The sequence below is a fragment of the Kitasatospora sp. NPDC057738 genome (genome assembly GCF_042798815.1).
Taxonomy (GTDB): Bacteria; Actinomycetota; Actinomycetes; order Streptomycetales; family Streptomycetaceae; genus Kitasatospora; species Kitasatospora lactacystinica.
The window spans coordinates 66,134-92,574 of record NZ_JBHVJT010000004.1; the positions used below are offsets into that span (position 1 = coordinate 66,134).

General features: G+C 74.1%; 26 protein-coding genes and 3 pseudogenes. 13 read left to right on the forward strand and 16 right to left on the reverse strand.

Features of this window, described 5'->3' with window-relative positions:
- Positions 1-25: 25 nt before the first annotated feature.
- Positions 26-1,441 carry a DUF6519 domain-containing protein gene (locus tag ACFVGO_RS03300; RefSeq protein ID WP_380630755.1) on the forward strand — a complete coding sequence of 472 codons (1,416 nt, stop codon included), beginning with the start codon at positions 26-28 and terminating at the stop codon, positions 1,439-1,441.
- A gap of 174 nt (positions 1,442-1,615) precedes the next feature.
- Positions 1,616-2,275, forward strand: a complete 660-nt coding sequence (locus tag ACFVGO_RS03305) for a transcriptional regulator (RefSeq protein WP_380630756.1) — start codon at positions 1,616-1,618, stop codon at positions 2,273-2,275.
- A 28-nt stretch (positions 2,276-2,303) separates the two neighbouring features.
- Here the strand turns inward: ACFVGO_RS03305 and ACFVGO_RS03310 are convergent, their stop codons facing one another.
- Entirely contained in the window at positions 2,304-2,825 is a 522-nt protein-coding gene (locus ACFVGO_RS03310) for a hypothetical protein (RefSeq protein WP_359900751.1), read from the reverse strand.
- Positions 2,826-3,021: 196 nt separating this feature from the next.
- Entirely contained in the window at positions 3,022-4,245 is a 1,224-nt protein-coding gene (locus ACFVGO_RS03315; RefSeq protein ID WP_359900748.1) for an ROK family protein, read from the reverse strand.
- 304 nt (positions 4,246-4,549) lie between these two features.
- Here ACFVGO_RS03315 and ACFVGO_RS03320 point away from each other — a divergent pair, with 304 nt between their 5' ends.
- Entirely contained in the window at positions 4,550-6,307 is a 1,758-nt protein-coding gene (locus ACFVGO_RS03320) for a SpoIIE family protein phosphatase (RefSeq protein WP_380630757.1), read from the forward strand.
- A 118-nt stretch (positions 6,308-6,425) separates the two neighbouring features.
- Here ACFVGO_RS03320 and ACFVGO_RS03325 read toward each other — a convergent pair whose 3' ends face one another.
- Together ACFVGO_RS03325 and ACFVGO_RS03330 are read right to left on the reverse strand one after the other, a co-directional pair.
- The gene (locus ACFVGO_RS03325; RefSeq protein WP_359900742.1) at positions 6,426-7,634 is read right to left on the reverse strand and encodes an aminotransferase class I/II-fold pyridoxal phosphate-dependent enzyme; all 1,209 of its coding nucleotides are present in this window, start codon (positions 7,632-7,634) and stop codon (positions 6,426-6,428) included.
- A 200-nt stretch (positions 7,635-7,834) separates the two neighbouring features.
- Positions 7,835-8,209, reverse strand: coding sequence for a hypothetical protein (locus tag ACFVGO_RS03330; protein WP_380630759.1), 375 nt, complete (start codon positions 8,207-8,209; stop codon positions 7,835-7,837).
- A gap of 225 nt (positions 8,210-8,434) precedes the next feature.
- Between ACFVGO_RS03330 and ACFVGO_RS03335 the strand changes: the two genes are divergently transcribed.
- The gene (locus ACFVGO_RS03335; protein ID WP_380630760.1) at positions 8,435-10,099 is read left to right on the forward strand and encodes an LCP family protein; all 1,665 of its coding nucleotides are present in this window, start codon (positions 8,435-8,437) and stop codon (positions 10,097-10,099) included.
- An 82-nt stretch (positions 10,100-10,181) separates the two neighbouring features.
- Here ACFVGO_RS03335 and ACFVGO_RS03340 read toward each other — a convergent pair whose 3' ends face one another.
- From ACFVGO_RS03340 to ACFVGO_RS03355, 4 genes are all read right to left on the reverse strand, one after another.
- Positions 10,182-10,841 (reverse strand): zinc ribbon domain-containing protein, encoded by a 660-nt coding sequence (locus ACFVGO_RS03340; RefSeq protein WP_380350204.1) that lies wholly within the window; start codon positions 10,839-10,841, stop codon positions 10,182-10,184.
- 93 nt (positions 10,842-10,934) lie between these two features.
- Positions 10,935-11,228: a hypothetical protein gene (locus ACFVGO_RS03345; protein WP_359900733.1), complete on the reverse strand. Its 294-nt coding sequence runs from the start codon at positions 11,226-11,228 to the stop codon at positions 10,935-10,937.
- Between the two features lie 179 nt (positions 11,229-11,407).
- The gene (gene lepB / locus ACFVGO_RS03350; RefSeq protein ID WP_380630761.1) at positions 11,408-12,466 is read right to left on the reverse strand and encodes a signal peptidase I; all 1,059 of its coding nucleotides are present in this window, start codon (positions 12,464-12,466) and stop codon (positions 11,408-11,410) included.
- Positions 12,467-12,529: 63 nt separating this feature from the next.
- Positions 12,530-13,126 (reverse strand): XRE family transcriptional regulator, encoded by a 597-nt coding sequence (locus tag ACFVGO_RS03355; protein ID WP_359900727.1) that lies wholly within the window; start codon positions 13,124-13,126, stop codon positions 12,530-12,532.
- A gap of 121 nt (positions 13,127-13,247) precedes the next feature.
- Here ACFVGO_RS03355 and ACFVGO_RS03360 point away from each other — a divergent pair, with 121 nt between their 5' ends.
- The gene (locus ACFVGO_RS03360; RefSeq protein WP_380630762.1) at positions 13,248-13,604 is read left to right on the forward strand and encodes a hypothetical protein; all 357 of its coding nucleotides are present in this window, start codon (positions 13,248-13,250) and stop codon (positions 13,602-13,604) included.
- A 3-nt stretch (positions 13,605-13,607) separates the two neighbouring features.
- On the opposite strand, the gene ACFVGO_RS03365 is transcribed toward ACFVGO_RS03360, so the two are convergent.
- Together ACFVGO_RS03365 and ACFVGO_RS03370 are read right to left on the reverse strand one after the other, a co-directional pair.
- Entirely contained in the window at positions 13,608-13,769 is a 162-nt protein-coding gene (locus tag ACFVGO_RS03365; RefSeq protein WP_359900721.1) for a hypothetical protein, read from the reverse strand.
- Positions 13,770-13,967: 198 nt separating this feature from the next.
- A complete protein-coding gene (locus tag ACFVGO_RS03370) occupies positions 13,968-15,131 on the reverse strand; it encodes a magnesium and cobalt transport protein CorA (RefSeq protein WP_380630763.1) in 1,164 nt (387 codons plus the stop codon).
- A gap of 528 nt (positions 15,132-15,659) precedes the next feature.
- On the opposite strand from ACFVGO_RS03370, the gene ACFVGO_RS03375 reads away from it, so the two are divergent.
- On the forward strand, positions 15,660-16,994 hold the full coding sequence (locus tag ACFVGO_RS03375; protein ID WP_380630764.1) for an NAD(P)/FAD-dependent oxidoreductase: 1,335 nt from the start codon (positions 15,660-15,662) through the stop codon (positions 16,992-16,994).
- Positions 16,995-17,079: 85 nt separating this feature from the next.
- Here the strand turns inward: ACFVGO_RS03375 and ACFVGO_RS03380 are convergent, their stop codons facing one another.
- Entirely contained in the window at positions 17,080-18,000 is a 921-nt protein-coding gene (locus ACFVGO_RS03380) for an alpha-L-glutamate ligase (protein WP_359900712.1), read from the reverse strand.
- A 271-nt stretch (positions 18,001-18,271) separates the two neighbouring features.
- Here ACFVGO_RS03380 and ACFVGO_RS03385 point away from each other — a divergent pair, with 271 nt between their 5' ends.
- Complete coding sequence (locus tag ACFVGO_RS03385; RefSeq protein WP_380630765.1) at positions 18,272-19,873, forward strand: ABC-F family ATP-binding cassette domain-containing protein; 1,602 nt, start codon at positions 18,272-18,274, stop codon at positions 19,871-19,873.
- Between the two features lie 64 nt (positions 19,874-19,937).
- Here ACFVGO_RS03385 and ACFVGO_RS03390 read toward each other — a convergent pair.
- Positions 19,938-20,087, reverse strand: a pseudogene (locus tag ACFVGO_RS03390) (SAM-dependent methyltransferase); the annotation flags it as partial.
- Positions 20,088-20,427: 340 nt separating this feature from the next.
- Here ACFVGO_RS03390 and ACFVGO_RS03395 point away from each other — a divergent pair.
- Together ACFVGO_RS03395 and ACFVGO_RS03400 are read left to right on the forward strand one after the other, a co-directional pair.
- Positions 20,428-20,538: pseudogene (locus ACFVGO_RS03395) on the forward strand (hypothetical protein); the annotation flags it as partial.
- A gap of 538 nt (positions 20,539-21,076) precedes the next feature.
- Positions 21,077-21,334, forward strand: a complete 258-nt coding sequence (locus ACFVGO_RS03400; protein ID WP_359900883.1) for a tyrosine-type recombinase/integrase — start codon at positions 21,077-21,079, stop codon at positions 21,332-21,334.
- On the opposite strand, the gene ACFVGO_RS03405 is transcribed toward ACFVGO_RS03400, so the two are convergent.
- The gene (locus ACFVGO_RS03405) at positions 21,291-21,581 is read right to left on the reverse strand and encodes a helix-turn-helix domain-containing protein (RefSeq protein WP_380350493.1); all 291 of its coding nucleotides are present in this window, start codon (positions 21,579-21,581) and stop codon (positions 21,291-21,293) included. The two genes, ACFVGO_RS03400 and ACFVGO_RS03405, sit on opposite strands and share 44 nt — an antisense overlap.
- 22 nt (positions 21,582-21,603) lie before the next feature.
- Between ACFVGO_RS03405 and ACFVGO_RS03410 the strand changes: the two genes are divergently transcribed.
- From ACFVGO_RS03410 to ACFVGO_RS03420, 3 genes and pseudogenes are all read left to right on the forward strand, one after another.
- On the forward strand, positions 21,604-22,341 hold the full coding sequence (locus tag ACFVGO_RS03410; RefSeq protein WP_380630766.1) for a DUF5131 family protein: 738 nt from the start codon (positions 21,604-21,606) through the stop codon (positions 22,339-22,341).
- Positions 22,232-22,582: a DUF5131 family protein gene (locus ACFVGO_RS03415; protein ID WP_380630767.1), complete on the forward strand. Its 351-nt coding sequence runs from the start codon at positions 22,232-22,234 to the stop codon at positions 22,580-22,582. Before ACFVGO_RS03410 ends, ACFVGO_RS03415 begins: the two co-directional genes overlap by 110 nt.
- 515 nt (positions 22,583-23,097) lie before the next feature.
- Positions 23,098-23,196 (forward strand): annotated as a pseudogene (locus ACFVGO_RS03420) (Rieske 2Fe-2S domain-containing protein); the annotation flags it as partial.
- Between the two features lie 102 nt (positions 23,197-23,298).
- Here the strand turns inward: ACFVGO_RS03420 and ACFVGO_RS03425 are convergent.
- The 3 genes from ACFVGO_RS03425 to ACFVGO_RS03435 form a co-directional block, all read right to left on the reverse strand.
- Positions 23,299-24,294, reverse strand: a complete 996-nt coding sequence (locus ACFVGO_RS03425) for an iron-containing redox enzyme family protein (RefSeq protein ID WP_359900704.1) — start codon at positions 24,292-24,294, stop codon at positions 23,299-23,301.
- Positions 24,291-24,596, reverse strand: coding sequence for a hypothetical protein (locus ACFVGO_RS03430; protein WP_359900702.1), 306 nt, complete (start codon positions 24,594-24,596; stop codon positions 24,291-24,293). Before ACFVGO_RS03430 ends, ACFVGO_RS03425 begins: the two co-directional genes overlap by 4 nt.
- Positions 24,597-24,662: 66 nt before the next feature.
- Positions 24,663-25,076, reverse strand: a complete 414-nt coding sequence (locus tag ACFVGO_RS03435) for a hypothetical protein (RefSeq protein WP_359900899.1) — start codon at positions 25,074-25,076, stop codon at positions 24,663-24,665.
- Positions 25,077-26,062: 986 nt separating this feature from the next.
- On the opposite strand from ACFVGO_RS03435, the gene ACFVGO_RS03440 reads away from it, so the two are divergent.
- Positions 26,063-26,305, forward strand: coding sequence for a hypothetical protein (locus ACFVGO_RS03440; RefSeq protein ID WP_380630768.1), 243 nt, complete (start codon positions 26,063-26,065; stop codon positions 26,303-26,305).
- Positions 26,306-26,441 lie beyond the last annotated feature (136 nt).

Below are 26,441 nucleotides of genomic sequence, written 5' to 3' on the forward strand. Positions count from 1 at the left end.
CCCCGATGACTCCGAAAGGGAAACCGTGCACGCAGACTTCTCGCGCCTGACCTTCCGGCCCGGCAAGCACTACTCCGCGGTACTGACCCAGCAGGGCCGGGTCCAGCTCGACGCCGACGCCAACGAGCAGGCGGCGATCGAGCGGTACCAGCTGCGCACGCTCGCCGCCGACCTGATCGGCCGCCGCGGCGGACCGGCCGGGGCGGCGGGATTCGCGATCGGCTACGTGCCGGGCAGCCACGACGTGGACGACCTCACCATCGGCGGCGGCCGCTACTACGTGGACGGCATCCTGTGCGAGGCCGACCGGCCCGAGCCCGGCATCGCCGTGCCCGACGACGGCGGCCAGGGCGACGGCGACGACGCCCGGGAGGCGCCCGCCGGCTGGACGTACTGGGACCAGCCGGACGCCTACCGGGACCAGGAGCGCGACGGCGACCGGCTGCCCGGCGAGTTCCCGTTCCTGGTCTACCTGAAGGTCTGGGAGCGCAGCGTCACCGCCGTCGAGGACCCGGAGATCCGCGAGGTGGCGCTCGGTGCGGCGATGCCCGACACGGCGGCCCGGGCCAAGCTCGTCTGGCAGGTACTCACCCTTCCCGCCTCGGAGTTGAGCGTTCCGGACGGCGGGGCGTCCCGGGTGCGGGAGGCCTTCGACACGTGGGCCGACGCGCACGAGCGGCCGGGCGGGCTGCTGGCCGCGCGCGCCCGGCGGCCGGAGCGGGTGAGCGAGGACCCGTGCCTGGCCCACCCCGAGGCCGGCTACCGGGGTCCGGAGAACCAGCTGTACCGGGTGGAGGTCCACCACGGCGGCTCGGCGGAGGGCTGCGCCACGTTCAAGTGGTCCCGGGAGAACGGCTCGGTCGTCCTGCCGATCGCCTCGATCGAGGGCGTCTGGGTCGACCTCACCACGCTGGGCGACGACGACAAACTCAGCCTCTCGGTCGGCGACTGGATCGAAATCGCCGACAGCGCGTACGTCAGCCGGGGCGAGGCGGCGGACCTGCTCCAGGTGGAGGAGACCGACCTGCCGGGGCGCCGGGTACGACTGTCCGCCGAACCGGGGCCGGAGGTCGGGCGGTCGGCCGAGCGTCACCCGTTCCTGCGCCGCTGGGACCACCGGGCGCCCCGCGGCCGGAACACCCTGCCGCTGGCCGGCGGCGCCCTGCAGCTCCAGGAGGGCGCCTGGCTCGACCTGGAGGACGGCGTCCAGGTCTACTTCCGACCGGGCGGCGAGTACACCCGGGGCGACTACTGGCTCATCCCCGCGCGAACCGCCACCGGCTCGGTGGAGTGGCCGCAGAACGCGGCCGGCGAGGCGCTGCTCCGGGAACCGGCCGGGGTCCGGGTGCACCACGCCCCTCTCGCCTGGGTGAAGGGCCCGACCACGGTCGTCGACCTCCGACAGACCTTCGCCCCGCTGACCGCCCCCACCCCGCAGTAGGACGTGCGGCCCGGGGGGATCGGGTGCGGGGCGGTCGCCCGCTCCACCGGCTCCCGGCCCGGCACACGGACCGGCCGGGAGGGGCAGGGGCGCCGCCCCCGGCCTGTCGCCGCCGCACCGGCACCGTCGGACGGTAGGAATGGCAGCGGACCGTACCGCACCCCGGAGGCACCGGTGAACCACCCGATCCTCGACCAGATCCAGGACCTGCGCGCCCGGTTGGCACCCGGCGACACCGTCCCGCCGCTGGTCACCGCACTCGCCGACGGCACCGCACCACGCTCGGCGCTGGCCGAACTCTGCGCCCAGCAGCACCGGATCATCCGCTCCGACCGCCGCAGTCTGCTGCTGCTCGCCGGCCGCAGCGCCGACCGGCCGGTCAGCGCCTGGTTCGCCGCCCTGGCCGAGGGCGAGAGCGCCGCGCTGCGCACCCTGCCCGCGCTCGGCGCCGCCGTCGGCCTCGACCGCGACGCGCCGGAGTCCCGACCGCCCCTGCCCGGCTGCCAGGCCTACCCGCACTTCCTCGCCTGGCTCGCCGTGAACAGCGACCCCGACCCGGCGGCCGCCGCCCTGGTCGCCAACTTCGCGGCCTGGGGCGGCTACTGCGCCACCATCGCGCAGGCGCTGCGCAGCCGGTACGGCTTCTCCGACGAGGCCTGCGCGTTCTTCGACTTCTTCGCCCAGCCCGCGCCCGAGCTGGAGCAGCAGGCCGCCGACGCCCTGGGCCCGGACCGACTGGACGGGCCGACCCTGGCCGCCGCACACGAGTACGGGCTGCTGCTCCAGGCCTACGAGCACCTGTTCTGGGACACCCTGGGCGTCATCGGCGCCTGAGCCCGGAGCGCCCCGGGCCCGCCGGGCCTCAGGCCTGCCAGTGCGGCTTCCCGCTGACCATCCGGCAGTAGATCACCCGGCCGCCGGCCTCGTGGGTGCTCTTGCCCAGGTCCGCGGTGCGGCAGAACTGCCCGGCCTCGTAGCAGTTGCCCGCGGCCGAGCGGATGTCGCAGCCGGCGCCGGCCGCCGCCGGAGGCTCCGGGTCGGTCGGCGGCTGGGCGGTGGTCACCTTCGGCTGCGGCGCCTTGGTGACGGGCGGCTGCGCGGGGGCGCTGGGCTGGGCCGGAGGCGCGACCGGCGGGGGCGTGGCCACCGGCGCCGCGGGGGCCGGCTGGGCCGGCGGGCTGCTGACCGGGGCCGGGGCGGGGGGCGCCGCCGGCGGGGTGGTCACCGCGGTCGTGGTGGTGGCGACGGTCGGCGTGGCCGAGGCCGTGGCACCGCCGTCGGCCGCCGACGGGTCGCACCCGGTCAGTGCCAGACCGACGGTGAGGACGAGTCCGGCGAATCCGGCCAGGCCGGCCCGACGACGGCCGGCTATCCGTGAAGGCATGGGAGGAGAACGCTCCGTTCCGTATGGATGAGTCGTGCGATTCAAGCAGGAACCGCACACGCACCGTCCACCGAACCCCCACTCGTTGGCAGATCGAGACCTTCCGGCCACGGGCCGAACGCAACAGCCCGAACGCAACAGCCCGAATGCGGCAGCCGAACGCCGCGGCCGCCCGGCCGGCCCCGCCGGTCGACCGTCAGCGCAGCCCCGCCGTCCGGCGCTCGAACACCTCGGGGCGGGCGGTCTCCAGCGCCGTGGAGACCGCGCCGAGGAGCACCGCCTCCTCCCCCAGCAGGCTCGGCGCGAGCGTCGGACGCATCGGGGCGAGCCGGTGCAGGGCCTGCTCCAGCGGTTCCAGGAGCAGGTCGGCGCTGCTGCCGATCCCGCCGCCCAGCACCACCAGGTCCGGATCCAGGACGGCCGACAGCACGGCCACCGCGTAGGCGAGCCGCTCGGCCTCCCGCTCCACCGCCCGGACCGCCGCGGGCTCCCCGGCCCGGGCCCGCTCGAACACCTGCTTCGCCGTCAGCTGCCGCGTCGCGGACTCCCCGTCCAGCCCGAAGTCCCGGGCTGCACGCACCACGGCGTCCGCGGCGGCGTCCTGCTCGATGGTCGCGCCCGGCTCGCCGGACCGCCCGGGCAGCGGGACCAGGCCGATCTCGCCCAGCGCGCCGTGGGCGCCGAGCAGCAGCTCGCCGTCCTTCACCACACCGAGCCCGAGGCCGGTGCCGACCAGCAGGTACGCGAACATCCGGCTGCCCCGGCCGGCACCCAGTGTGTACTCGCCGAGCGCCGCCAGGTTGGCGTCGTTGGCCACCGAGACGGCCGTTCCCAGGCCCTCCCCTATCCGGTCGAACAGTCCCGGCCTGCCCCAGCCGGGCAGGCTGCTGGCGTAGCGCACCCCGCGCCGCTGCTCGTCCCACACCCCCGGGGTGCCGATCACCGCGTGCACGATGTCCCCGGCGGCCAGGCCCGCCTCGGCGATCGCCTCGTGCGCGGCGGCGACCACGGCGTCCGCGACGGCGTTCGCCGAGCGGCCCCGGTTGGCGACGTCCCGGCGGGCGATCACCGTCCCGGCCAGGTCGGCCACCGCCACCCGCAGCCGGGCCCGGCCGATGTCCACGCCGAGCACGTGCCCGGCCGTCGGGTCGACCTCGTACAGCACGGCGGTGCGGCCCCGCTCGGGGGCCAGCCGCCCGGCCTCCCGGACCAGGCCCGCCCGCTCCAGCTCGGCCAGGGCGGCCGAGACCGTCGGCTTGGACAGCCCGGTGTCCCGGGCCAGCTGGGCGCGTGAGGAGCCGCCGCCCGTGCGCAGCAGCTCCAGCAGGAGCCACTCGTTGTTGCTGCGCAGCCGCTGCCGGTTCCACGGCACCCCGGGGGCCCCGGCCGCCGGGCGACTGGTCGGCTGGTGGGGGCTCATCGGGTTCCTCCGGTCTGGGTCTTCGGGCGCGGGCCGGGGCGGTGCGGCCGGGTCGGTACGGCCGGGTGGGCCCGGCCCGGCCCGCGGCGTCCGGGGTCGGGCGCCGCCGCCCAAGTATGACCGGAGATCATCCGGCGTTCGCCTGCCGTATCCGTACGCGGCACGGAGTCCGCGCGGATGTCCGCCGCGGTCGGCCCCACAGCCGTCCGAGCCGTCCGAGCGTTCCGTTACAGCACCGTCTCCGGCCGGTCAACGTTTCACCCACCTGTGGGCGTGCCGCGCGCGGGCGCGTGATCATGGGCGTATGCACTTCCGGCACGGCAACCGAGCAGAGGGTCCGCGGCCCGCGACACCGGACACCCGGTCCCTGGCGGCGACCGCGGCGGCCCTCGCCGCCCGGCTCGGCGCGATCACCGGCGGTGACAGCGGCGGTGACAGCGGCGGCGACGATCCGGAGCGGCTCCGCGAGGTCCTGGCCGCCGCCCCCGTCGGCGTCGCGCTGCTCGACGAGCGCCTGCGCTGGCAGTACCTGAACGCGGCGTTCACCACCGCCACCGGGCTGCGCCGCGCGGACCTGCTCGGCCGGGCCGCCGGGACCACCGCCTTCGCCGGGGCCCTCGGCATCCTGCGCCGGGTGCTCGCCGACGGCCTCGCCCGCGAGCACGCCACCGGAGGCCCGGACGGGGCGGGCGCGCCCGTGCCGCCCGGCCTGCGGGTGCGCTACCGGGCGCTGCGGCGCTCCGGGCGGACCACCGGGGTGGTCGTCGTCGTCCTGGACGACCCCGACCCCGCCCGCGACCAATTGCGCGAGCTGGAACGGGCCAGGGCCCGGCTCGCCCTGCTGGACGCCGCCACCGAACGGATCGGCACCACCCTCGACATCGCCACCACCGGCGCGGAGCTCGCCGCGTTCGCCGTGCCCCGGCTCGCCGAACTCGCCGTCGTGGACCTGCTGCCGCCCGAGGCCGAACCCGCCCGGGCCGGCCACGGCACGCCCCAGCGGCTGCGCCGCGCCGGCGCCCGGTCCGTGCCCGCGCTGGCCGCCGCCCTCGCCGAGCTGCCCCGGTCAGGAGAATCGATCCGCCACCGGGAGGGCTCGGCCGCCGCCCGCAGCCTGGCCGGCGGTGTCGCCGTGCTCACCGAGCCCGGCCCCGAGGACAGCTGTCCGGCGGGTACGGCCTCGCTGCTGGTCCTGCCGCTGGCCGCCCGGGGCCGCCTGATCGGGCTGCTCACCCTCGGCCGCACCGCCGCCGGCCCGGCCTTCACCCCCGACGAGGCCGCCCTGCTCGGCGACCTCGCCGCCCGCGCCGCCACCGCCCTCGACAACGCCCGGCGCTTCGCCCGCTCCCAGGGAATCGCCCTCGAACTCCAGCGGGCGCTGCTGAGCGAACCCGGCAACCCGCACCAGAACCTCGTCCTCGCCTCCCGCTACCTGCCCTCCGGGAGCGCCTCGGTGGTCGGCGGCGACTGGTTCGAGACGGTCCGGCTGCCGTTCGGGCGCACCCTGCTCGCCATGGGCGACGTCATGGGGCACGGCGTCGAGGCCGCCGTCGACATGAGCCACTACCGCTCGGCACTGCGCGACCTCGCCGGGATGGACCTGCCCCCGCACCGGATCCTGCGTCAGCTCGACAACATCATCTCCGCCGACGACTCCGCCCGCCCGGCCACCTGCCTACTGGCCCTCGCCGACCCGGGCCGCGGCCGCTGGACCCTCTCCAGCGCGGGCCACCTGCCACCCGCCCTGATCACCCCCGGCCGGCCGACCGAGCTGCTGCGCGTCCCCACCGGCCCGCCGCTCGGCACCGGTCTCGGCGGCTACGAGCAGACCGCCCACCCGCTCCTGCCGGAGCAGGCCCTGCTGCTCTACACCGACGGCCTGGTCGAGCGCCGGGGCGAGGACATCGACGTCTCGCTGGAGCGGCTCGCGGCGCTGCGGCTGCCCGCCGCCGGAGACCTCGACGACCTGCTCGACTCCGTCCTGCGCTCCCTCGCCCCGCCGCCGGCCCGGGCCGCCGAGGACGACATCGCGCTCCTGGTGGCCCGGCCCCGGCAGCGCTGACGGGCCGGGCGGCGCGCCCGCCTCCACCGCGCTCCGGACCCGGGCGGCGCCCCGGACGCCGAGCACGGGGCCCGGGCCGGCCCGCACTCACCCGCTCCGGCGGCCGCACCGCTCGGGCTCACACCTTAGCCAGCGCCCGCGCGACGTCCGCCCAGATGTCCTCCGGGTGCTCGATGCCCACCGACAGCCGCACCGTCCCCGGCCCGATGCCCACCGCCGCCAGTTCCTCGTCCGACAGCTGCCGGTGGGAGGTGCTGGCCGGGTGGATCACCAGGGTGTGCACGTCGCCCAGGGACGGTGCCAGCGAGGCGAGCCGGACGGACTCGGTGAACGTGCCGGCCGCCTTCCGGCCGCCGGCCAGGTCGAAGGCCAGGACGCCGCCGTGGCCGCCGGGCAGCAGCCGGCGGGCGAGGTCGTGGTCGGGGTGGGTGGGCAGGCCCGGGTAGTGGACGGCGGTGACCGCGGGGTGGGCGGCGAGCCGGCCGGCCAGGTCGAGCGCGGTCTCGCACTGGCGGCGGACCCGAAGGGCGAGGGTCTGCATGCCGCGCAGGGTCAGCCAGGCGGCGAACGGGTCGGCGGAGGCGCCGAGTTCGAGCGAGCGCCGCCAGACCCGCCGGTGCAGCTCCGGGTCGGCGAAGACGGCGACCCCGCCGAGCACGTCCGAGTGCCCGCCCAGGTACTTGGTCACGGAGTGGATCACGATGTCCGCGCCGTGCTCGATCGGGCGGCACAGCAGCGGGGTCGCGAAGGTGTTGTCCACCACGCTCACCACCCCGGCGTGCCGGGCGACGGCGATCAGCCCGGGCAGGTCGGTGACCCGGGTGGTGGGGTTGGAGACGGTCTCCAGGAGCAGCACCCGGGTGCGGGGCCGCAGCGCGGCCGCCACCCCGGCGGGGTCGTCGCCGCTCACGTAGTCGACCTCGACGCCCCAGCGCTCGGTGAGGTCGGTCAGCGCGCCGACGGTGCCGCCGTACAGGCTGCGCTGGGCGATCACGTGGTCGCCGGCGCGCAGCAGGGAGAGCAGTGCGGTGTTGATCGCGCCCATGCCGGAGGCGGTGGCGAGGGCGCCGGTACCGCCCTCCAGTCCGGCGACGGCCTGCTCCAGGGAGCGGACGGTGGGGTTGCCGAAGCGGTTGTAGAGGAAGGCGCCGTCCGGTCCGTCGTGGGCCCCGGCGAGTGCGCCGCCGGTGTCGAAGGCGAACAGGTGGCCCTGGTGCAGCGGGACGCCGAGCGGACGGCTGCCGGTGACCTCGGCGAGCGGCGGGTGGACGACCCTGCTCTCGGGACGCAGACCTTCGGGGCTCTCGTGGGTGCGGAAGTCGCTCATGGCGCCCATCCTCGGGCGGCCCCGGCACCCCGGCCAGGGCCAATCGGCGTCAAGTGGCCCGCCCCGGGCGGTCGTTCCGGCTCCACCGCCCGGCGGGCGGCGGCGAACGCCCGGGTCGCGGCCGTGCGCGCTGCGCGGTGTACTCGGCCAGTAAACGGCCGGTGCACGACCGGTGCACGACCGACGCTGGCGGCGCGCGGCTACTTGCGGCGGCTGAAGATCCGCTTGGCGGCGTAGACGATCCCGACGATCAGCAGGATGACGAGCAGGATCAGCAGGATGACCACGACCAGCAGGAACTTGCCCAGCTTGGCGAAGAAGCCCTTTTTCTTCTTCTTCTCGTCCTTGGCCGCGAGGTGCGCGACATCGGCGGCGGAGGAGATGGCGGAGGTGGCGGAGGTGGCGGAGGTGGCGCGCGCCTCCGTGCCGATCTGCGCGCCGCCGTCCGCGGCGGCGGCCGCGACGGTTCGGGGTGCGGCAACCGCCGCCGCGCCCGAGGCCGCGGCGGTGAGGCCGGCGGCGGCCAGCAGGGCCACCAGGGCGCCGGCTATCGAACGTGCTATCCGATCAGTCATCGTGCTCCTCGTACGGGTCCGGAGCAGCGCGGAACAGCCGCTCTGACCAATTTCTCATGGTCTGACCAGCTGGTTTTCCCATCCGCGCCTAGTATGCTCCACTGAAGTTCTACAGCGGTGTAAAAGTTTAGCGACGGGTCACGCCCGGATCGGCTCCGGCCCCGGGCCACGCGAACCCGCCGCTTTTCGACGGGGGCTCGCGTGGCAACTGTGGAGGATGACGACGTGTCTGGCCGAAAGGGTTCCCCCGAAGCCGAGAATTCGCCGCACCGGGCGGGCGGACGCCGGGCCACCGGCCGGAGAACCGGCCAGAAGAACGACCGGAACCCGGACAGTGCGAGCATATCGGACGGCCGTTCAGCGGCCCGGGCGCGCAAGAAGCCCAAGCGCAGCACCAAGGAGAAAGTGCTCTGGGCGACCGCCGGCTGCACCGCGCTCGCCGTCCTCGGCGGCGCCGGCCTCTACTACCGGCTGAACAGCAACATCAACACCTTCGACGGCGACGCCCTCAGCAAGGACCGCCCGGAGGCCGCGACCCCGGACGCCCAGGGCCGCACCCCGGTCAACGTGCTGATGATCGGCTCGGACAGCCGCGGCAACGGCAACAGCGACCTGGGCGGCGGCGGGGACGGCGGCGCCCGCTCGGACACGGCGATCCTGCTGCACGTCTACGCCGACCACAAGCACGCCGTCGGCATCTCCATCCCCCGCGACTCCCTGGTCACCGTCCCGCCGTGCAAGCTCCCCAACGGCAAGTGGACCAAGGAGCAGACCAATGTGATGTTCAACAGCGCCTTCTCGGTCGGCGACAGCGACCAGGGCAACCCGGCCTGCACCCAGAACGCCGTCGAGAAGCTGACCAACCTGCGCGTCGACCACACCATCGTGGTCGACTTCAACGGCTTCGCCGCGATGACCAAGGCGGTCGGCGGCGTCGAGGTCTGCCTGCCGAACGACATCCACGAGGGGGACCTCAACCCCAACCTCGGCCACAAGGGGAAGCTGCTCTTCCCCAAGGGCAAACAGAAGGTCGAGGGCCAGGCCGCGCTGGACTACGTCCGGGTCCGGCACGGCATCGGCGACGGCTCCGACATCGGCCGCACCAAGCGCCAGCAGGCCTTCATGTCCTCCCTCATCAAGGAGGTCAAGTCCCGCGGCATGGACCCGACCACGCTGCTGCCGCTGGCCGACGCGGCCACCAGGTCACTGACCGTCGACCCCGGCCTCGGCTCGGCCGCCAAGCTGCTCTCCTTCGCCATGGAACTCAAGGACGTGAACCTGCACGACATCAAGTTCCTCACCGTGCCCTGGCGCTACGAGGGCCCCCGGGTCGCCCTGGTGCACCCCGACGTGGACCAGCTGTGGGCCGCGCTCAAGGCCGACCGCACCATCGACGGCCAGGACGCGAGCGCCCCGGCCGACGCCGCCACCCCCTCCGCCCCACCCGCCGCCGAGGCCGCGCCCACGCCGGCCCCGACCCCGGCACCGGACGCCAAGGCCGCCGAGGTGAAGGTCTCCGTGCTCAACAGCACCGGCGAGTCCGGGCTCGGCGGCCGGGCCGCGGAGACCGTCAAGGGCGCCGGCTACACCGTCGCCGGCGTCGGCAACGCGGTCGGCAAGCCGCGCAGCACCACCGTCGTCGAGTACGGCACCGGCGAGCGCACCGCCGCCGAGGCGGTCGCCAAGCTGTTCCCCGGCGCGACCGTGCAGCCCGGCGGCCGGGGCGTCAGCGTCGTCCTCGGCCACGACTTCGCCGCCGCCAACCCCGCCGGCCCCGCCACCGCGGCCCCCGGCGGCGCCCCCACCGCCCCGGCCCCGCTGCCCACCAGCGTCAGCGGCGCCGCCCGCTCGGCCGACGACGATCCCTGCGCCAACCTCTCGTACGGCTGAGCCGGTCCCTCCCGCGCACACGACGGCGGGGCGCCTCCGGCCCGTCGCTCCGGGGGCGCCCCGCCGTCCTGCGGACGAGGTGTCAGCATCTCGTCCCGCAGGACGGACAGAACGCGGCGCCGTCCGGGACGTCCTTGTGGCAGCTCGTGCACTGGACGGGCTGCGCCAGTCGGAAGCCGCAGCCGGGGCAGAACGGCGTGCCGTGGGTCTCGGTGTGGCACTGCGGGCAGACCAGCTGACGCGGCGCGTTGACGTCGAACTCGGCCCCGGACTGCTGACCGGACTTGTACGCGCGCTCGGTGACCGTGTCGTTGAGGCCGCGGTGCTGCGCCGCCACCGCCTCGGCCGCGGTGTCCGGGGCGCAGGTGTGGCACAGGCCCTGGGCCGGGTCGAAGCAGCGGCCGCAGACGTAATGGGTGCACCGGGCGCAGCGGTTGAAGTGGGACTGGGCGTTGGTGATGGCCCGTTGGAAGGCCTCGTCCCGCGAGGTGCCCCAGGTCTGGCCGGCCAGACCGTCGGCGGCGTTGCTGATGGTGTTGGCGTTGCCGCCGATGAGGTTCCAGGCCGCGCTGACGCCCTTGCCTATCCAGCCCGCCACCTGACCGGTCCGGAACGGCTCGAACGCCGAACGCCAGGTGTCCGAGCAGCGGTAGCAGGAGAACTCGAACTGGAAGCCCGCGCCGGTGCCGTGCTGCTCGCACAGGTCGCGGTAGTTGCTGCTGAAGTAGATCTCCGAAGTCACGTCGTCCCCGGTCGCTAAATGGCCTGTCGGCGGTCGATCCCAGGGACGACGGGGCCCGCCGAACGGTTCCACCGGAATGTCCGACCGGCCTGCTCAGAGCCCGGACACCGGCAGCAGCAGCACCCGCGCCGGGTCGAACGGCTGCCAGAGCGCGGGCTGTCCGCCGCGGCCGATGCGCAGCCGGCACCAGCGCTGCCCGGCCGCGTCCTGCCACCACGCGCTGATCCGGCCGAGCGCCCAGCCACCGTCCCCGAGGTCCACCTCGACCGGCTGGTAGACCCAGCGGACGTCCCGGGCCGCCGTTTCCGGTCCTGCCTGATCCGTTCCCGCCGGTTCCGGCCCCGCCGGACCTCCGGCGTCCCCGGGGCTGCACTGATTCTCCATCACGGCTCCGCCTCCCGACCCGGACCCGGCCGCCGGGCGCCCGCTCGGGGCGGCCGGCCGCCGGGCGTTCAGCTCACCTCCTGAACTCTACAGGCGTGTAGATGTCAGTGGGAGGAGTTCCGTCGAAGCCGATCGAACCCGATCGAAGCCGATCGACCGGGTTCCGGGAAGGCGAGCCGGCCTCAGCGGTCCTTCCGCGCCGAGCGCCGCCGCTGCCACAGGGCGAGCGGCACGATGCCGGCCAGTGCGGCGGCCTCCGGCGCCGGCGGCGTCCCGAACGGCGCGCCTGCCGCGCCCGCCGCCCCGGCCGGCACCTTGTCGAAGGTGTCCGGGACCGGCAGCGTGGACCAGTCGGACAACGGCCAGGCGACCACGAAGGCCCGGCCGACCACGTTGTCCACCGGCACGAAGCCGTCGCCGGTCTCGTTGTGGTGCCACCGGGAGTCCCGCGAGTTGTTGCGGTGGTCGCCCATCACCCACAGCTTGTCCTTGGGCACGGTGACGGTGCCGACCGGGTCGTTGTCGCAGGGCGTCGCACCCGGGAACAGGTACGGCTCGTCCAGCGCGACGCCGTTCACCCTCAGCGGCGAGCCCGCCTCGCACTCGACGGTGTCGCCGCCGACCGCGATCACCCGCTTGATCAGGTCCTTCTCGTCCGCCGAGGGCATCAGGCCGACGGTGCTGAGCGCCTTCTGGACGGTCCCCATCACGGAGTCGCCCGAGACCGTCGGCGTGCCCTCCAGCCAGCCGCCCGGATCGCGGAACACCACCACCTCGCCACGCTCGGGCTTGGCGCCGAACCACGGGGTGAACTTGTCGACCAGCACCCGGTCGCCGATCGCGAGGGTCTGCTCCATCGAGCCGGAGGGGATGGAGAAGGCCTGCACGAAGAAGGTCTTGATGCCGAGCGAGAGCAGCAGCGCGACCACCAGCAGGATCGGCAGCTCCTGCCAGAACGGGCGCTTCTTCCGGGGGCGCTCGGCCTCCTCGTCGGCCGCCCCGGGAGCGACGGCCGGCCCCGGCGCGACGGCCGTCCCGGGGGCACTGCCCTCCCCGGGGGCCGCTTTCCCGGGAGCACCCGCGCTCCCGGGCGCACCGATCCCGCCGGGAGCACCGGCGCCCGCGTCCGCACCCTTCGCCACCGCGCTGCCCGTACCCGGCTCCGCCCGGCCGTCCCCGGCCTCCGCACGCTCCCCGGCTCCGCCGCTCTCGCCGGACTCCGCGCTCTGCTGCACAGTCATTTCCTCGGCCCCTCCCGATGGCCTGGCGGGAGCCGGTAGGAAGACCCCCTGTCAGGAACGAACCTACCGAACAGAGGTTCCCGGGCGCGCCCTGACGTGGATGCGCTCCCCCTGCGGCCCGAACAGGCTGAGGAACTCCACCGGCTGCTGCCCCGCGTTGCCGAAGGCGTGCGGGGTGCGGGTGTCGAACTCGGCGGCCTCACCGGCCGTCAGCACCAGGTCGTGGGTACCGAGGACCAGCCGCAGCCGTCCGGACAGCACGTACAGCCACTCGTACCCCTCGTGGACCTTCAGCTCCAGCTCGGGTCCGGCGTTCCGGCCCGGCGGCACGATGTGCTTGTAGGCGTGCAGGCCGCCCAGGTGGCGGGTGAGCGGGACGATGGTCTGGCCGTTCCTGGTCACCGGGCGCGGGTGGATCCGCGGGTCGCCGGTGGCCGGGGCGCCGACCAGTTCGTCCAGCGGCACCCGGTACTCCCGGGCCAGCGGCAGCAGCAGCTCCAGCGTCGGCTTGCGCTGCCCGGACTCCAGCCGGGACAGCGTGCTGAGCGAGATGCCGGTGACGGCGGCCAGTTTGGCGAGCGTGGTGCCGCGCTCCCGCCGCAGCGCCCGCAGCCGCGGGCCCACCGTGGTGAGGACGTTCTCGAAGTCTTCGTCGGCCATGCCTGCCATTTGCCGGTACGGCAATGCCCCTTGTCAATCCGGCACACGGGTGAGGCCCCGCCGCCACCCCCGCGGGCCACACCCCGGGCGCTCGCCCGCGGCTCCGGCCTATCCTCCCGCCATGCGCATCCTCCTCACCCGCGACAGCGTCGCGGCCGGCGACGACGCCGACGCCCCGCACGCCGAGACCCTCACCCTCCCCGACCACCTGGACACCCAGGCGGCGCTCACCGCCCTCGGCCTCCCCCGGCCCCGGCTCCCGCTGATCGGCGGCGGCCGCGCCACCTGGGTGGTCCGCACCGCCGACGGCACCCCGCTGGCCGTCCTCGCACAGCAGTGGCCGCAGCCCCACCCGCTCCCGGCCGGCGCCGGCCCGCTCGACCGCCTGGCCGGAACGGACGGCACCGTCCGGCTGCACGTCGAGTACCGGCGCCAACTGGACCCGGAGGCCGAGTACGAGCGACTGCTGCCCGGCTGATGTCTAGGGCGTGCCGTGGGCCCAGAGGAAGAAGCCGTGCACGTGCACCCACCGCGCGATCGGGTCGAACCAGTCCGTGAAGGCGAACAGCAGCAGGCTCACCGCCCCGCCCAGCAGCAACCCCATCACCACGGCCGCCGTCATCATCCCCGCGATCGCCCGCATCCGGACCCCCTCCCCGCTCCCGGGGAAGGGTCCCCCTCCGATCCCGCGCCGGCACCGAACGTCCTTGGAACGAGGCCGAGTTGTCACCGTCCGGTGAGGAAAGCGGAGCACGGGGTCCACGCACAGAAGCGGCCCCGGGCCCGGGGGCGCGGAACCCGGGTCAGCGGGACCCGGGTCAGCGGGACCCGGGGCTCCGGACTACAGCCAGTCCCGCTTCTTGAACACCAGGTACAGCCCGGTGCACACCAGCGCCATCAGCCCGATCGCGAACGGGTAGCCGAAGACCCACTTGAGCTCCGGCATCGTCTCGAAGTTCATCCCGTACACCGTTCCGATCAGTGTCGGCGCGAAGAGGATGGCCGCCCAGGAGGAGATCTTCTTGATCTCGTCGTTCTGCGCGTGCCCCGCCTCGGCGAGCTGCTTCATCTCCTCGTTCTGCCGCTGGGAGACCAGCGTCGCGTTGACGGTCAGGATGTTCTGGAGCATCTGCCGGAAGCCGTCCACCCGCTCGGCGGCGTAGGTGGCGTGGTCGGCGACGTCGCGCAGGTAGCGCTGGAGCTCGTCGTCGGTGCCGTACTTGCCGAAGCCCGCCTCCAGGCTCTTCATGATCTCCAGCAGCGGGCGGGTGGCCCGCTGGAACTCGATCACCTCGCGGGAGAGCTCGTAGATGCGGCGGGAGACCTGCGGGTCGCCGCCGAACACCTCGGTCTCGATCTCGTCGATGTCGTGCTGGAGGCCGGCGATCACCGGCGCGTAGCCGTCGACCACGGCGTCCAGCACCGCGTACAGCACCGCTTCCGGGCCGAGCGCCAGCAGCTCCGGGTCGGCCTCCAGCCGGCGGCGCACCGCCGACAGGTCCGGGGCCTGGGAGTGCCGGACGGTGAGCACGAAGTCGGGGCCGACGAAGAGGTGGATCTCGCCGAAGTCGACCTCCTCCGCCTCGTCCAGGTAGCGGGCGGCGCGCAGCACCACGAACAGGGTGTCGCCGTAGCGCTCCAGCTTCGGCCGCTGATGGGCGACGATGGCGTCCTCGACGGCCAGCTCGTGCAGGTCGAACCGGTCGGCGGCCTCCAGCAGTTGCGCCTCGGCGGGGCGGAAGAGCCCGATCCAGGCCATCGTGCCGGGCCGGTCGGGCAGCGTGCGGTAGATGTCGGCGAGGTCGGTGGGCGCGTCCGTCCGGCGGCCGTCCCGGTAGACGGCCGCGTCCACCACGGAGCGTTCCAGCGTCACCGGCTCGACGGGCTGGTCGGGCCGGGGGTCCATCGAGTGCTCGGGCGCGGGCTGGGTGTCCGTGGGCCGGACGACGGAACGGGAGAACGGACGCTTGCTCGCGCGCACGGCGCGCACACGCCAGTCGGACATGGCGGGACCTCCACGGTGGATGCCCGGCCGCCGCAAGGGGACACGGCGGACCGGAGGCGCCCGGCCGGCCGCCACGCGCACGGCGCGACCGGCGGCGCCTCGCCGGGAGGACGAGGTCAGTGCCGCGCGGGAGCCGTACGGGAGGAGGTGTGCCGGGGGCCGCGAGTGGTGCGGGACAACCGGGGGCGGGGCCGACTTCGACCCGTACTACTGCACTCCACGGCCCTCACCTCCTCGCCTCCGCGCGCCTGCACACCGGGAGGGGCGCCAGCACAATCCCGTCGAGTCTAGTACCCGCACGACCGGGGCCCCGACCGGGGTGACGGCCCGGGCTCCGGCCGGGGCCCGCCCGGGCCTGCGCCCCCGGACCGTGTCCGCCGCCCGCGCCTGCCGCCCCCGCGCACGCCCCACGCGCGCCCCGCGGACCGTCCGGTGCCGCCGTGCGCCGTCAACGGCCCCACCGGGCAGGGCTGTTCGTCGGCAGCGAAGTGATCACGGGGAGGCGAGCACGCCACTACGCTACGTGTCATGACTTCTTCGGAGAGGGCCCCGGGGCGGGGTACGGCAGTGGTGATCGGCGGCGGGCTCGCGGGAATGGCGGCCGCGTGGGCGCTGCGCGGGTTCGCCGAGCGGATCGTGGTGGTGGAGCGGGACCGGTACCCGGCGGGGGCGGAGTTCCGGGCGGGGGTGCCGCAGGGCCGGCACGCGCACCTGGTGCTGGAGGCCGGGCACCGGCTGCTGGAGGAGATGATGCCCGGCATCAAGCAGGAGCTGGTGGCCGCGGGCGCGCAGCGGGTGGCCGCCTCGGACGTCAGGTGGCTCTGCTCCGCCGGGTGGCTGGCCGAGTACCCGGCGCAGGTGGGCTTCCTCTCCTGCACCCGGTCGCTGCTGGACTCGTTCGTGCTGGACCGGGTCCGCGCCCATCCCGCGATCGAGTTCCTGGAGGGCACGGACGCGGTCGGACTGCTCGGCACGGCGACCACGGTGACCGGGGTGAAGGTCCGCGAGCGCGGTCAGGAGCGCGGCGAAGTCCGGGAGATACCCGCCGAGTTGGTGGTGGACGCGACGGGCCGCTCGACCTCGGTGCCGAAGTGGCTCGCCGAGCTGGGCTGCCCGCCGGTGCCCGAGGAGCGGGTGGACGCGGGCGTCGCGTACGCCTCCCGGATGTTCCACCGCCCGGACGGGTCCGAGACCGTCGGCCGGGCGGCCTACCTCCAGACCAAGGCGCCGGACGCGCAGCGCATGGGCGTGCTGCTGCCGGTCGAGGGCGACCGCTGGATCGTCAGCCTCGCCGGGATGCGCGGCGCCGAGCCGGCGGCCGGCGAGGAGGGCTTCACCGAACACCTGCGCCTGCTGCGCGACCCGCTCCTGCACGAGATGCTGCGGGACGCAGAACCCGCGGGCGAGGTCCGCGGGTTCCACCCCGGCCCGGGCGTGCGCCGGCACTACGAGCGCAGCTGCCCGGACGGGCTGGTGGTGGTCGGCGACGCCGCGAGCACCTTCAACCCGGTGTACGGGCAGGGCGTCACCGTCGCGCTGTTCTGCGCCCGGGAGCTCCGCCGCACCGCGAAGCGGCACGGCGGCATCGGACACGCCACCGCCCGGGCCGCACGGCGCGCCGTCGCGGTGGCGTCCAAGATCCCCTGGGTGATCTCCTGCGCCGAGGACGCCCGCTTCCCCGCCACCACCGGCGCGCCCTCGGGCGCCCTGATCGGGCTCCAGCACAGCTTCTTCGACAAGGTGCTGGCGGCCAGCACCTTGGACACGGCGGTCACCGCGGTGTTCCACGAGGTGATGTCGCTGGTGGCGCCACCGTCGGCGCTGTTCCGGCCTTCGGTGCTCGCGGCGGTCCTGCGGGCCTGAGTCGGGCACCGGGGCCTTCCGGGCACCGACGGGGTGTTCCGGGCACCACTGGGGTGTTCCGGGCACCGGCGCGACGCCCCCGGCGCTACTCGCCGAGGTGCGCGGCGACGTACGGCAGCGCCACCTGTTCCAGGCCGCGCCGGCCGAAGGCGGGGTGGACGTTGACCTCGAAGACCACGCCGCCGCTCTCGGCGGCGAGGTCCACCCCGGCGAGGTCGAGGCCCGTGGAGGCGGCCGCCGCGACGGCCGACTCCGCGAGCCCGTCCGGCAGTTCGGTGTAGTCGAGCAGCGTGGAGACGGCCCCCCGGCTCTCGTTGCAGGGCGCGTCCGGGTCCGCCTGGACGTGCTCGACGACCCGGACCACGCGCCCCTGCAGCACCACCACCCGGTACTGGTGGCGGCGCCCGTCCGGGAGGACGTTCCGCGCGTCGCGGGCGATCAGCCAGTCCGCGCCCGCCCGGGCGTAGTGCCGCGCGGCGGTGTCGAGCTGCGCGTGGGTGGTGACGTGGAAGACGTCGTCGCCGCCCATCCCGATGCAGGGCCTGGCCCAGACGTCGCCGCCGAGCGCCGCGAAGGCGTCGGCGGCGGCCTCCGGGCTCGGCCTGGAGAGCGCGATGCTGGGCATGTGCGGCACGCCGTCCCGGACGAAGCTCGCGACCGTGGCGTCCTTCTCGGTGGCCGCCCGCCACGCCTCGGCGTCGGTGCCGAGCGAGCGGGCGCCGAAGCCGCGCAGCCGCCGTTGGCAGCCCTCGAACGCGCGGCGCCGGTGCGGCGGGATCTCGTAGACGATCACCGTGTCGGCGGTCACCGCCCGGCCGCCCGCCTCCAGCCGGATTCCGCCCGCGTCGTCGGCCTCGATCAGACCGCTGCCGCCGGTCATGAAGTGCCGGGCGTCCAGCTGGACGGGTTCCCGGCCGGTCAGCGTCCGCGCGGCGGCGGCGAGCACCTGCCGGCTGCCTTCGGTCGAGCTGTGGTCGGTCAGGAGTACGAGATCGCGTCGGCCCATGCGGACATGCAAGCGATTACGCCGCGACCATGACAAGGAGGCCCCGCGCGCCATCCGCCTCCGGCATGGCCGAAACCGCACCGCCCCGGGCGGACCGGCCTGCCCTCTGGGCCCCGCCGCGGCCGACCACCCCGCGCCGCCCCGTTAATTCGAATGCGTCCGGTCCACCCCTCCCGCTACCGTGGCCCCATGTCAACGCCCCGAATTTCCTAGCCGACGGACCGCTTCCACGCCACCCGTCTGTTCGCTAGCCCTTTCGGAGCGTCATCCCGTGATCACCACCCGTGGTGTCGACGTGCGCGTCGCCGCCCGTCTCCTGCTGTCCGACGTCACCCTGCACATCGCCCCCGGCGACCGGATCGGCCTGGTCGGCCGCAACGGTGCCGGCAAGACCACGCTGCTCGCCACCCTGGCCGGGCAGCTGGCACCCGCCGCCGGCACCGTCACCCGAACCGGAGCCGTCGGCTACCTCCCGCAGGACTCCCGCGCCGCCGACCCGTCGGCCACCGTCACCGACCGCATCCTGTCCGCCCGCGGCCTGGACACCGCCGTCCGCACGCTGCGCGCCGCCGAGGCGACGATGGCCCACGCCGGGACGCCGGCCGAGGAACGCCGGGCGATGGACGCGTACGTCCGGGCCGAGGCCGGGTTCCAGTCCCGCGGCGGCTACGCCGCCGAGGCCGAGGCGGCCCGGGTCGCGGCCGGGCTCGGCCTGCCCACCCACCTGATGGGCTCGCCCGTCGGCACGCTCTCCGGCGGCCAGCGCCGCCGGGTCGAGCTGGCCCGCATCCTGTTCGCCGACCACGGCACCCTGTTGCTGGACGAGCCGACCAACCACCTGGACGCCGACTCCGTCGCCTGGCTGCGCGGCTTCCTCGCCACCCACCAGGGCGGGCTGGTACTGATCAGCCACGACCTGCGCCTGCTCGCGGAGACCGTCAACCGGGTCTTCCACCTGGACCCGCAGCGCGCCACGATCGACGTCCACAACACCGGCTGGGAGACCTACCTGACCCAGCGCGCCGCCGACGAGCGCCGTCGCACCCGGGAGCGGGCCAACGCCGAACGCAAGGCCGCCTCCCTGCACGCGCAGGCCGACCGGATGCGGGCCAACGTCGCCACCGCGACCACCGCCCGCAGCATGGCCCGCCGGGCCGACCGGATGCTCGCCGAACTCGAACCCGTCCGGCAGGCCGAACGCACCGCCCGGATCCGGCTGCCCGAGCCCACCCCGTGCGGCCGGATGCCGCTCGGGGCGATCAGCCTCGCCAAGTCCTACGGCGGCCGGCCGGCGCTGACCGGACTGGACCTGGCCGTGGACCGCGGCAGCCGGCTGGTCGTGCTCGGCCCGAACGGAGCCGGAAAGACCACCCTGCTGCGCATCCTGGCCGGCCGGGAGACACCGGACTCCGGCCGCGTCGTCCCCGGCTCCGGTCTGCGACTCGGCTACTTCGCCCAGGAGCACGACACCCTCGACCCGGCACTCAGCGTGCGCGACAACCTCGCCGCGGCCGCCCCCGGCCTGACCGACGGCGAACTGCGGCACGTGCTCGGCGCGTTCCTCTTCCGGGGAGACGACGCCGACAAGCCGGCCAGGGTGCTGTCCGGCGGTGAGAAGACCCGGCTCGCCCTGGCCGCCCTGGTGCACTCCGGCGCCAACGTCCTGCTGCTGGACGAGCCGACCAACAACCTCGACCCGGCCTCCCGCACGGAGGTCCTGACGGCTGTGGGCAGCTACCCGGGCGCGATCGTGATGGTCACCCACGACCCCGGCGCCATCGAGGCCCTCCGGCCCGACCGCGTGCTGCTCCTGCCGGACGGGGACGAGGACCTCTGGCACGACGCGTACCTGGACCTGGTCGCACAGTCCTGAGCTCCGACGCCGGCCCGCCGGTCCCCTGCCCGGCGGGCCGGCGTCCGGCGGGCCGCGGCTACGGCTACGGCTTGCGCGCCTCGATCAGGAAGCGCGCCGAGTGGGCCACGAACAGGCCCTCGGCCCGGATCCGGGCGTCCAGCTCGCGCAGCCGGTCCCGGTAGGCGTCGACGGTGAAGCCCGGGACCATCCAGATCACCTTGCGCAGGATATAGCGGAACTGACGTTTCCGCCCAGCTCAGGGGCATGATCGACCATCCGGAGTCAGCAAAACGTCAGCAAGACTCCCGGAGGTTCCGACCACCATGGCGACCACAGGCCTCACCCGCGGCATGGGCAGCTTCTTCAAGGAGTGCGAGCACCCCGAGTCCCGCTGGAGCAAGTGCCCTCACGAGTACAAGATCAGGTACCGCAACGCGGCGGGCCGTCAGACGGAGGAGTCCGGCTTCGCCACTCAGGACAAGGCCAAGACCCGTCTCGCCGAGGTGTACCACGCGCGAAAGAACTCCCCGCAAAGCCAGCGCAAGGCCGAGCGCGTCCAGAAGTACGGAGGGATGAGTTTCTCCGACTACGTCGCCGAGTGGCTCAAGAGTCAGCGCGACCTGGGTCCCACTTCGCTGCGGAACGTCGACTCCCTTCTGAGGATCCACCTCCTCCCCGCCTTCGGCAGTCGCCGCATGGGCACATTCGACCACAAGGTCGTCGAAGCGTTTATCCAGGACATGGAGCGAAACGGCGTCGGCCTGGCCACCCAGGCCAACGCGTTCATGAGCCTGAAGGCCATCCTGCTCGACGCGCACAGGCTCGGCCTCTACGAGGGCAGCCCGCTCGACGGGGTCAAGTCGCCGCAGTACGACCCGAAGCGTGCGGTGATCCCGTCGCTCTCTCAGTTGCACCAGATCCGGGATGCGGGCGCCGACACCTTCCGTCTGATCGCCAACCTCGTGAGCGGCTGTGGTCTGCGCAACGGAGAGGCGTACGCCGTCAACATCAACAACATCGTCGCCGACGACGTCTACCGGGTCACCGAGCAAGTCAACCAGACCACCCGGTCCTACGCCCGTCTGAAGCACCGCAAGGCCGGCGAGTACCGGGACGTCCCACTGCCGGCCCGCACCCGGCGCTCGATCGAGGAGTACGCCGACACGTACGGAACCGTGGACGGGTACCTCCTCCCGCAACCCCGTGGACATCACCCGGGCTATGCCGCACTACGTCATCGACCGCCAGTGGCGGCGGATCAAGAAGTCCGGCCTCGCCGGCATCCCGGAAGGGATGGTGCTCTACGGCCTCCGTCACTTCTTTGCGTCGAACTGCCTCAGCAACGGCATAGCGATCACCGACGTGGCGGAGTGGATGGGCCACCGAAGCATCGACATCACGTTCGGGATCTACCGCCACCTCATGCCCGGCTCGCTCAGCCGAGCCGCCCAACTCCTCGACCTCGGCCTGGCCACCTGAACACGCGGAGGGCCTGCCCTACCCAGGGCAGGCCCTCCGTCACGCGCGAACGCCGTGAGACCCCCGCTATCCGCTGCTGCTTCACCCACGCCTGGACCTCCGACAGCTTGAACTGGAGCTTCGCGTTCGGTCCGCGGCCGAACTTGTAGGGGCTCAGCCCGACCCGCGGCGCCTCTCGGTACACCCAGGCGACAGACATATTCAGGTAGGCAGCGGTCTGCTTGACGGTCATGAACTGCTCGGGCATGAGTGCTTCTCCCTGGGGGGCGATGAGCACCCGTCGGACAACGGGGCGACCGATCGTCGCCGGATCGGACAGCTTGGCCGAGCCGTCGGCCGGTGATAGGCGTCCCCGGCGAGTGCGGAGCTGTGACCTGCCGGGTTCGACAGGGCTCCGGCGACGGAGGAGGGTTGTCCCGAACACGGGACGCGGACGCTTGCGGGGGCGGGGCCGCAGAGCACGACGGAGATCGGGAGCGGCAGCGGGCGAGCGCAGCGGGATCGAGTGGACGGAGGTGACGTGGAATCCCACGACGGGGTGTGACCGAGTGTCGGCTGGCTGCGACAACTGCTACGCGCTCACGCTGGCGAAGCGGTTGAAGGCGATGGGCGCTGCGAAGTACCAGAACGACGGTGATCCGCGGACGTCGGGGCCCGGCTTCGATCTCACGCTCCACCCGGACGTTCTGCGGGCTCCGTACGGATGGCGCGGTCCGCGGACGGTCTTCGTCGACTCGATGTCCGACCTCTTCCACGCCCGGGTCCCGCTGGACTTCGTGCGCCGGGTCTTCGCCGTGATGGCGGACACGCCGCAGCACACGTACCAGGTGCTGACCCAAGCGGGCCCGCCGGCTCCGGCGCGTGGCGGACCGGCTGGAGTGGCCCTCCAACGTGTGGATGGGCGTGTCCGTGGAGAGCGCGGAGGAACTCGACCGGGTGGACGACCTTCGCGTAGTGCCCGCCGCTGTCCGGTTCCTGTCCTGCGAGCCGCTGTTGGGCCCACTTGACGGGCTGGAGCTGGGCGGCATCCACTGGGTCATTGCCGGTGGTGAGTCCGGGCCGGGGTACCGCCCCATGGAGGCGGCCTGGACCCGGGACATCCGCGACGCCTGTGTTCAGGGCGAGGTGGCGTTCTTCTTCAAGCAGTGGGGCGGGCACACCCCCAAGGCCGGCGGCCGCCTACTCGACGGCCGCACCTGGGCCCAGCTGCCGCTGCCGGTCATGGGGCGATTGCCCATCGACTGGTAGAGCGTCAGCAAGGCCACCGCTGTGCCAGGCTCCGCCGCGGCAGCCTGTAGGACGGCTCGGCACGCCGGCTCCCAGGCCGAGGAGACCGCCGCAAACAGCACCGCGTGAAGGTCCCGGGGATGAGCGCACCTGCGGCAATGCGTGCGACCACCTCCGCCACCACAGCGGGTGCGAATTGCGGCAGTTCCAGAACGTGCTGCAGGCGGTCGGCGAAGGACAGCTCCCGTGCCTGCTCGGGAAGCGGATCGCTCGCGTACCGCGCGCTGCTGACACCCAGCCCGACACCGAGCCGGTTTGCTCGACCGGCTCGATGCCAGCTATGTGTCCCAGCAGGCTCACTGTTGCGTACTGGTGGGCGGCCTTCTTGGTGGTCCGAGAGACCGCCGCGCCGTGGACCTGGGAACTGCGCCAGCCGGCCTGCACCCTGAAGACCCCTGGCGGGCAGGGCTCCAGATGCGTACATCGCTGATCACGCCGGTGAAGTTCTCCATGGACGGCCGTGCCGCACAGGGCCGATCTCCGAGAGCGAACTGGTGGAGGGCTGCCTGCGCTGCCCGTGGCACGGCAGCGAGTTCCGATTGCGGGACGGCGAGGTCGTACATGGCCCGGCCACCGCGCCCCAGCCGGCACTGGAGACGCGGGTGCTCTCCGAGCACCTGGAGGTCCGGCTCCCAGGGCCGGCTGACCGTCCGGGCCGGGGCCCGGACGGGCCCGGCTCACCCCGTGCCGTCCGGCAGCGGGGAGCGCAGCGAGCTGCGTCCGGCCCGCCAGCGGCCGAGCAGGTGGTCCGCGAAGTGCCCGCCGACCACCCCGGCCGCAGCCACGCCGAACGCCACGTCCCGGGCGAACTCGGGCTCGGCCGCGACCAGTTCCTCGATGACCCCGCGCCGCACGAGTTGCTCGTGGACGGCGTCCGCCTCGACGTGTTCCCGGTAGAAGAGGGTGCCGTCCGGGCCGCCGCCGAGCCGTTCCAACGCCGCCGCCAAGCGGGCGGAGCCGGGCGACGAGGTGACCTCCACGGTGGCGAAGTGCCCGACGGCCGCGCCGCGCAACGCCCGGTGCAAGCCGAAGAGCGTCATCAAGTTGACCACGGCCAGGGTCGGCGCTGGCACGAGGTCCAGGTAGTGCCCGTAGCCGGGGTCGAGGCCGAAGGCGACCATCATCCGCTCGAACAGCCGGGCGTGGGCCCGCTCCGGCCGTCCGGCACCGTACTCGTCGTAGAGGATCGCCGTCAGCACCGCCTGTGCGGGCCCGTGGATCCTCGGCAGCATCCACAGCTGCGGGTCCGCCTCCTTGAGATGGTAGACCGAGCGGTGCACCAGGTACTCGCGGGCGTGCCGGCGCTCGCCCTCGGCGAGCAGGTAGTGCGACGGGCCGGTGCCGTCGGGCGGCTCGGTGAGCAGTGCTTCCAACGCCTCCCTCAAGGGCGGCACGGGCTCCGCCTCCGCGCGCACCGCGGCCAGGAAAGGCTGCTCCAACTCTTTCCGGAATCTCAGGAGTTCGGGATCCCACTCCCAGCCGTCCGGGACCCCGGGCAGCCCGCGGTCGTGGAGCTCGTAGCACAGGTGCAGGGCCAGTTGGTGGTCCTCGCCCCACGGCTCGGTGGGCGGGCCGGACGGTGTGAGCGGACGGCCCGCTCCTGGCGGTCCGGAGGTGAGCAGGGCCGACACCGCAGCCGACAGCGGACCGCGCGGCGTGGGCAGCGCGTTCACCCTTCCTCCCGGCGGCCGTCGGCGCAGGCACAGAGCACCGCGAAGGCGATGGTCAGGGTCAGGGCCCAGCAGCCCGTGAAGACCCACAGAAACGGCGCCTCGGACGTCCCCAGGCCTGCCCCGAGCAGGCCCAGCGACAGCAGCGCGAGCGCCAGGACGGTCCGCGGCCGCACGCCGCGCAGCACGTCCCAGGCCCGGCCGCGCAGGCGGAGCCCGACGACGCGCAGCCGCAGCTCCAGGACGCGGTCGCGGTGGAGCCCCCGTTCGATCCCGCGCAGCTCCATCTGCTCACGTCCGTCCATGCCGTCCGCCTCCTCGCAACGTGGTCCCCGCGGTCTGCCGCTGCGGCTACCCCGGATCCGCGATCGCTAACGCCTCGACCCCGCCCGGAGCCGGGCGGCCGGCAGGTAGCTGTCGTCGTCGGAGCTGGGGCCGCCGAGGCGGGCTGCGATGCGGTCGAGGAAGTCCGCCAGCTCGCGGGTGCCGCGCTTCTCGGCCTCGCGCAGCAGCCGGTCCGGGCGGACAGTGCCCTCGTCGCGGCGGTTCAGCAGGCCGTCGGTCCAGAACAGCACGGTGCCGTCCTCGGGCCGCAGCGGCAGAGCGGTGTCGCGGCAGTGGGTCTCCGGCTGCCCCTGAGGGCGGTCCCGGTGGGGCCTGCGACCGCACCTCGCAGGCCGGCGGGCGGCGGGTTCCCGGCCGCACTCCTCCAGAGCCGCCGTACGCCGCCCGGCCAGCAGCCGCCGCAGGAACAGCCGGGCCGCCGGGCGACCGGCGGGATGCAAGCGGGCCACCGGTTCGGTCGGGTCGACCGGCTCCGTGCGGTCGGGTCGAGGTCGAGCAAGGCATAGGGCCTCACTGGACAGCTCCGGCGGTGATGCAGCAGGTCGAGGACGGCATGTTCGACAGTCTCGCCGCCGCCCGGCAAGTCTGGGCCCGCGGGGTCCGCGACGAGGCCGGGCAGCGCGACGGCGATGGTCCGCCCGTAGGGCTCGATGAGTCTGGGATTGACGTCGGAGGCCCGGCACACCGCCGGGGTGGTGCCCAGATTTAGGACGCCGTCTCCCTGACAACGCGGCCGGCGGCGCGGCACCGGGCTCTCCTCAAGCTGCTCGCCTGACGGAAGAAGCCGCGCGCGCATCCTCGGCCCCGCCACCTCTTCGGCCGGTCGCTGACAGGACGGCAGGCGGGCTCTGGCCGGGCTTGGGCGGCAGCGGGGCGCGCGGCTCCGTGGGCTCCGTGGGCTCCGCCACCGGCGGCGGCTGCACGCCGGGCGCGCCCGGCACTTCCGGCCGGCCGTGATCCATCTTGCCCGAGACAGCGTCCGTCACGGCGCCCACGAGCTTGCGCACAGGGTTGGACTTGCTCATTGGTCCTCCAGACAAAACTCCGGCCCAGCCAGATCCGGGCGGACGAGTCAGCGGCACCCCCGGGCGCCCGGCGCCACTGGTCGGCCGCGAGCGGCGGCCCGACCCAGCGAGACCGCAGGACGTCCGGCCACCGTCTGCCCGGTCCGCAGCGCGTTACACGCCTCGACCGACGCGCCGTGCGTGGCGCCGGGGCACGATGCCTTCCCCGGCATCGACGGTCGTGGCAGGTGCCGCGATGTAGGGCGCCGGGCGGACCAGCGACCCGTGGGTCCGTCGGCGGGCACGGTCACGGAGGGAGACCGCAAGTCGCGCCTACCCCCTGGGACCGGCCGGGAGCACCGGAGCTACCACGCCCCGCCCGTGGGGTCCATGCCGCGCGCTTGGCGGCCGCTCGCGGCAGGATGAAGAGACCAGAGCGCTTCCCGCCAGTGGCCAAGATGCTGGACTGGTTCATCTGCCACCACCCCGCCTCCGCACAGCACACCCTCGGCGAGATCCAGCGCGAGGCCGAAGCCCGTCTGAAGATCCCGGCTGACGCCAGCGCTGACGCGCTGCGCAGCGCGCTGAGCCTCGACGGCAAGCTGGAGAAGACGGCCCGCGAGGAGTACCTCGACCGCGTCCTCGCCTCGAACGAACCGTCCTGACCCAACACCTGACCGCCGCCGCCCCGCCTCCTTGGCCGGTGGCGGGGGGGGGGCTTCGTGGCCAGGGCTCGTCCCAAAGGACCCCAGGGGGGCCCCTCCCGGAGAAGATTGCCAACAACCACCCCAAAACGGCCGT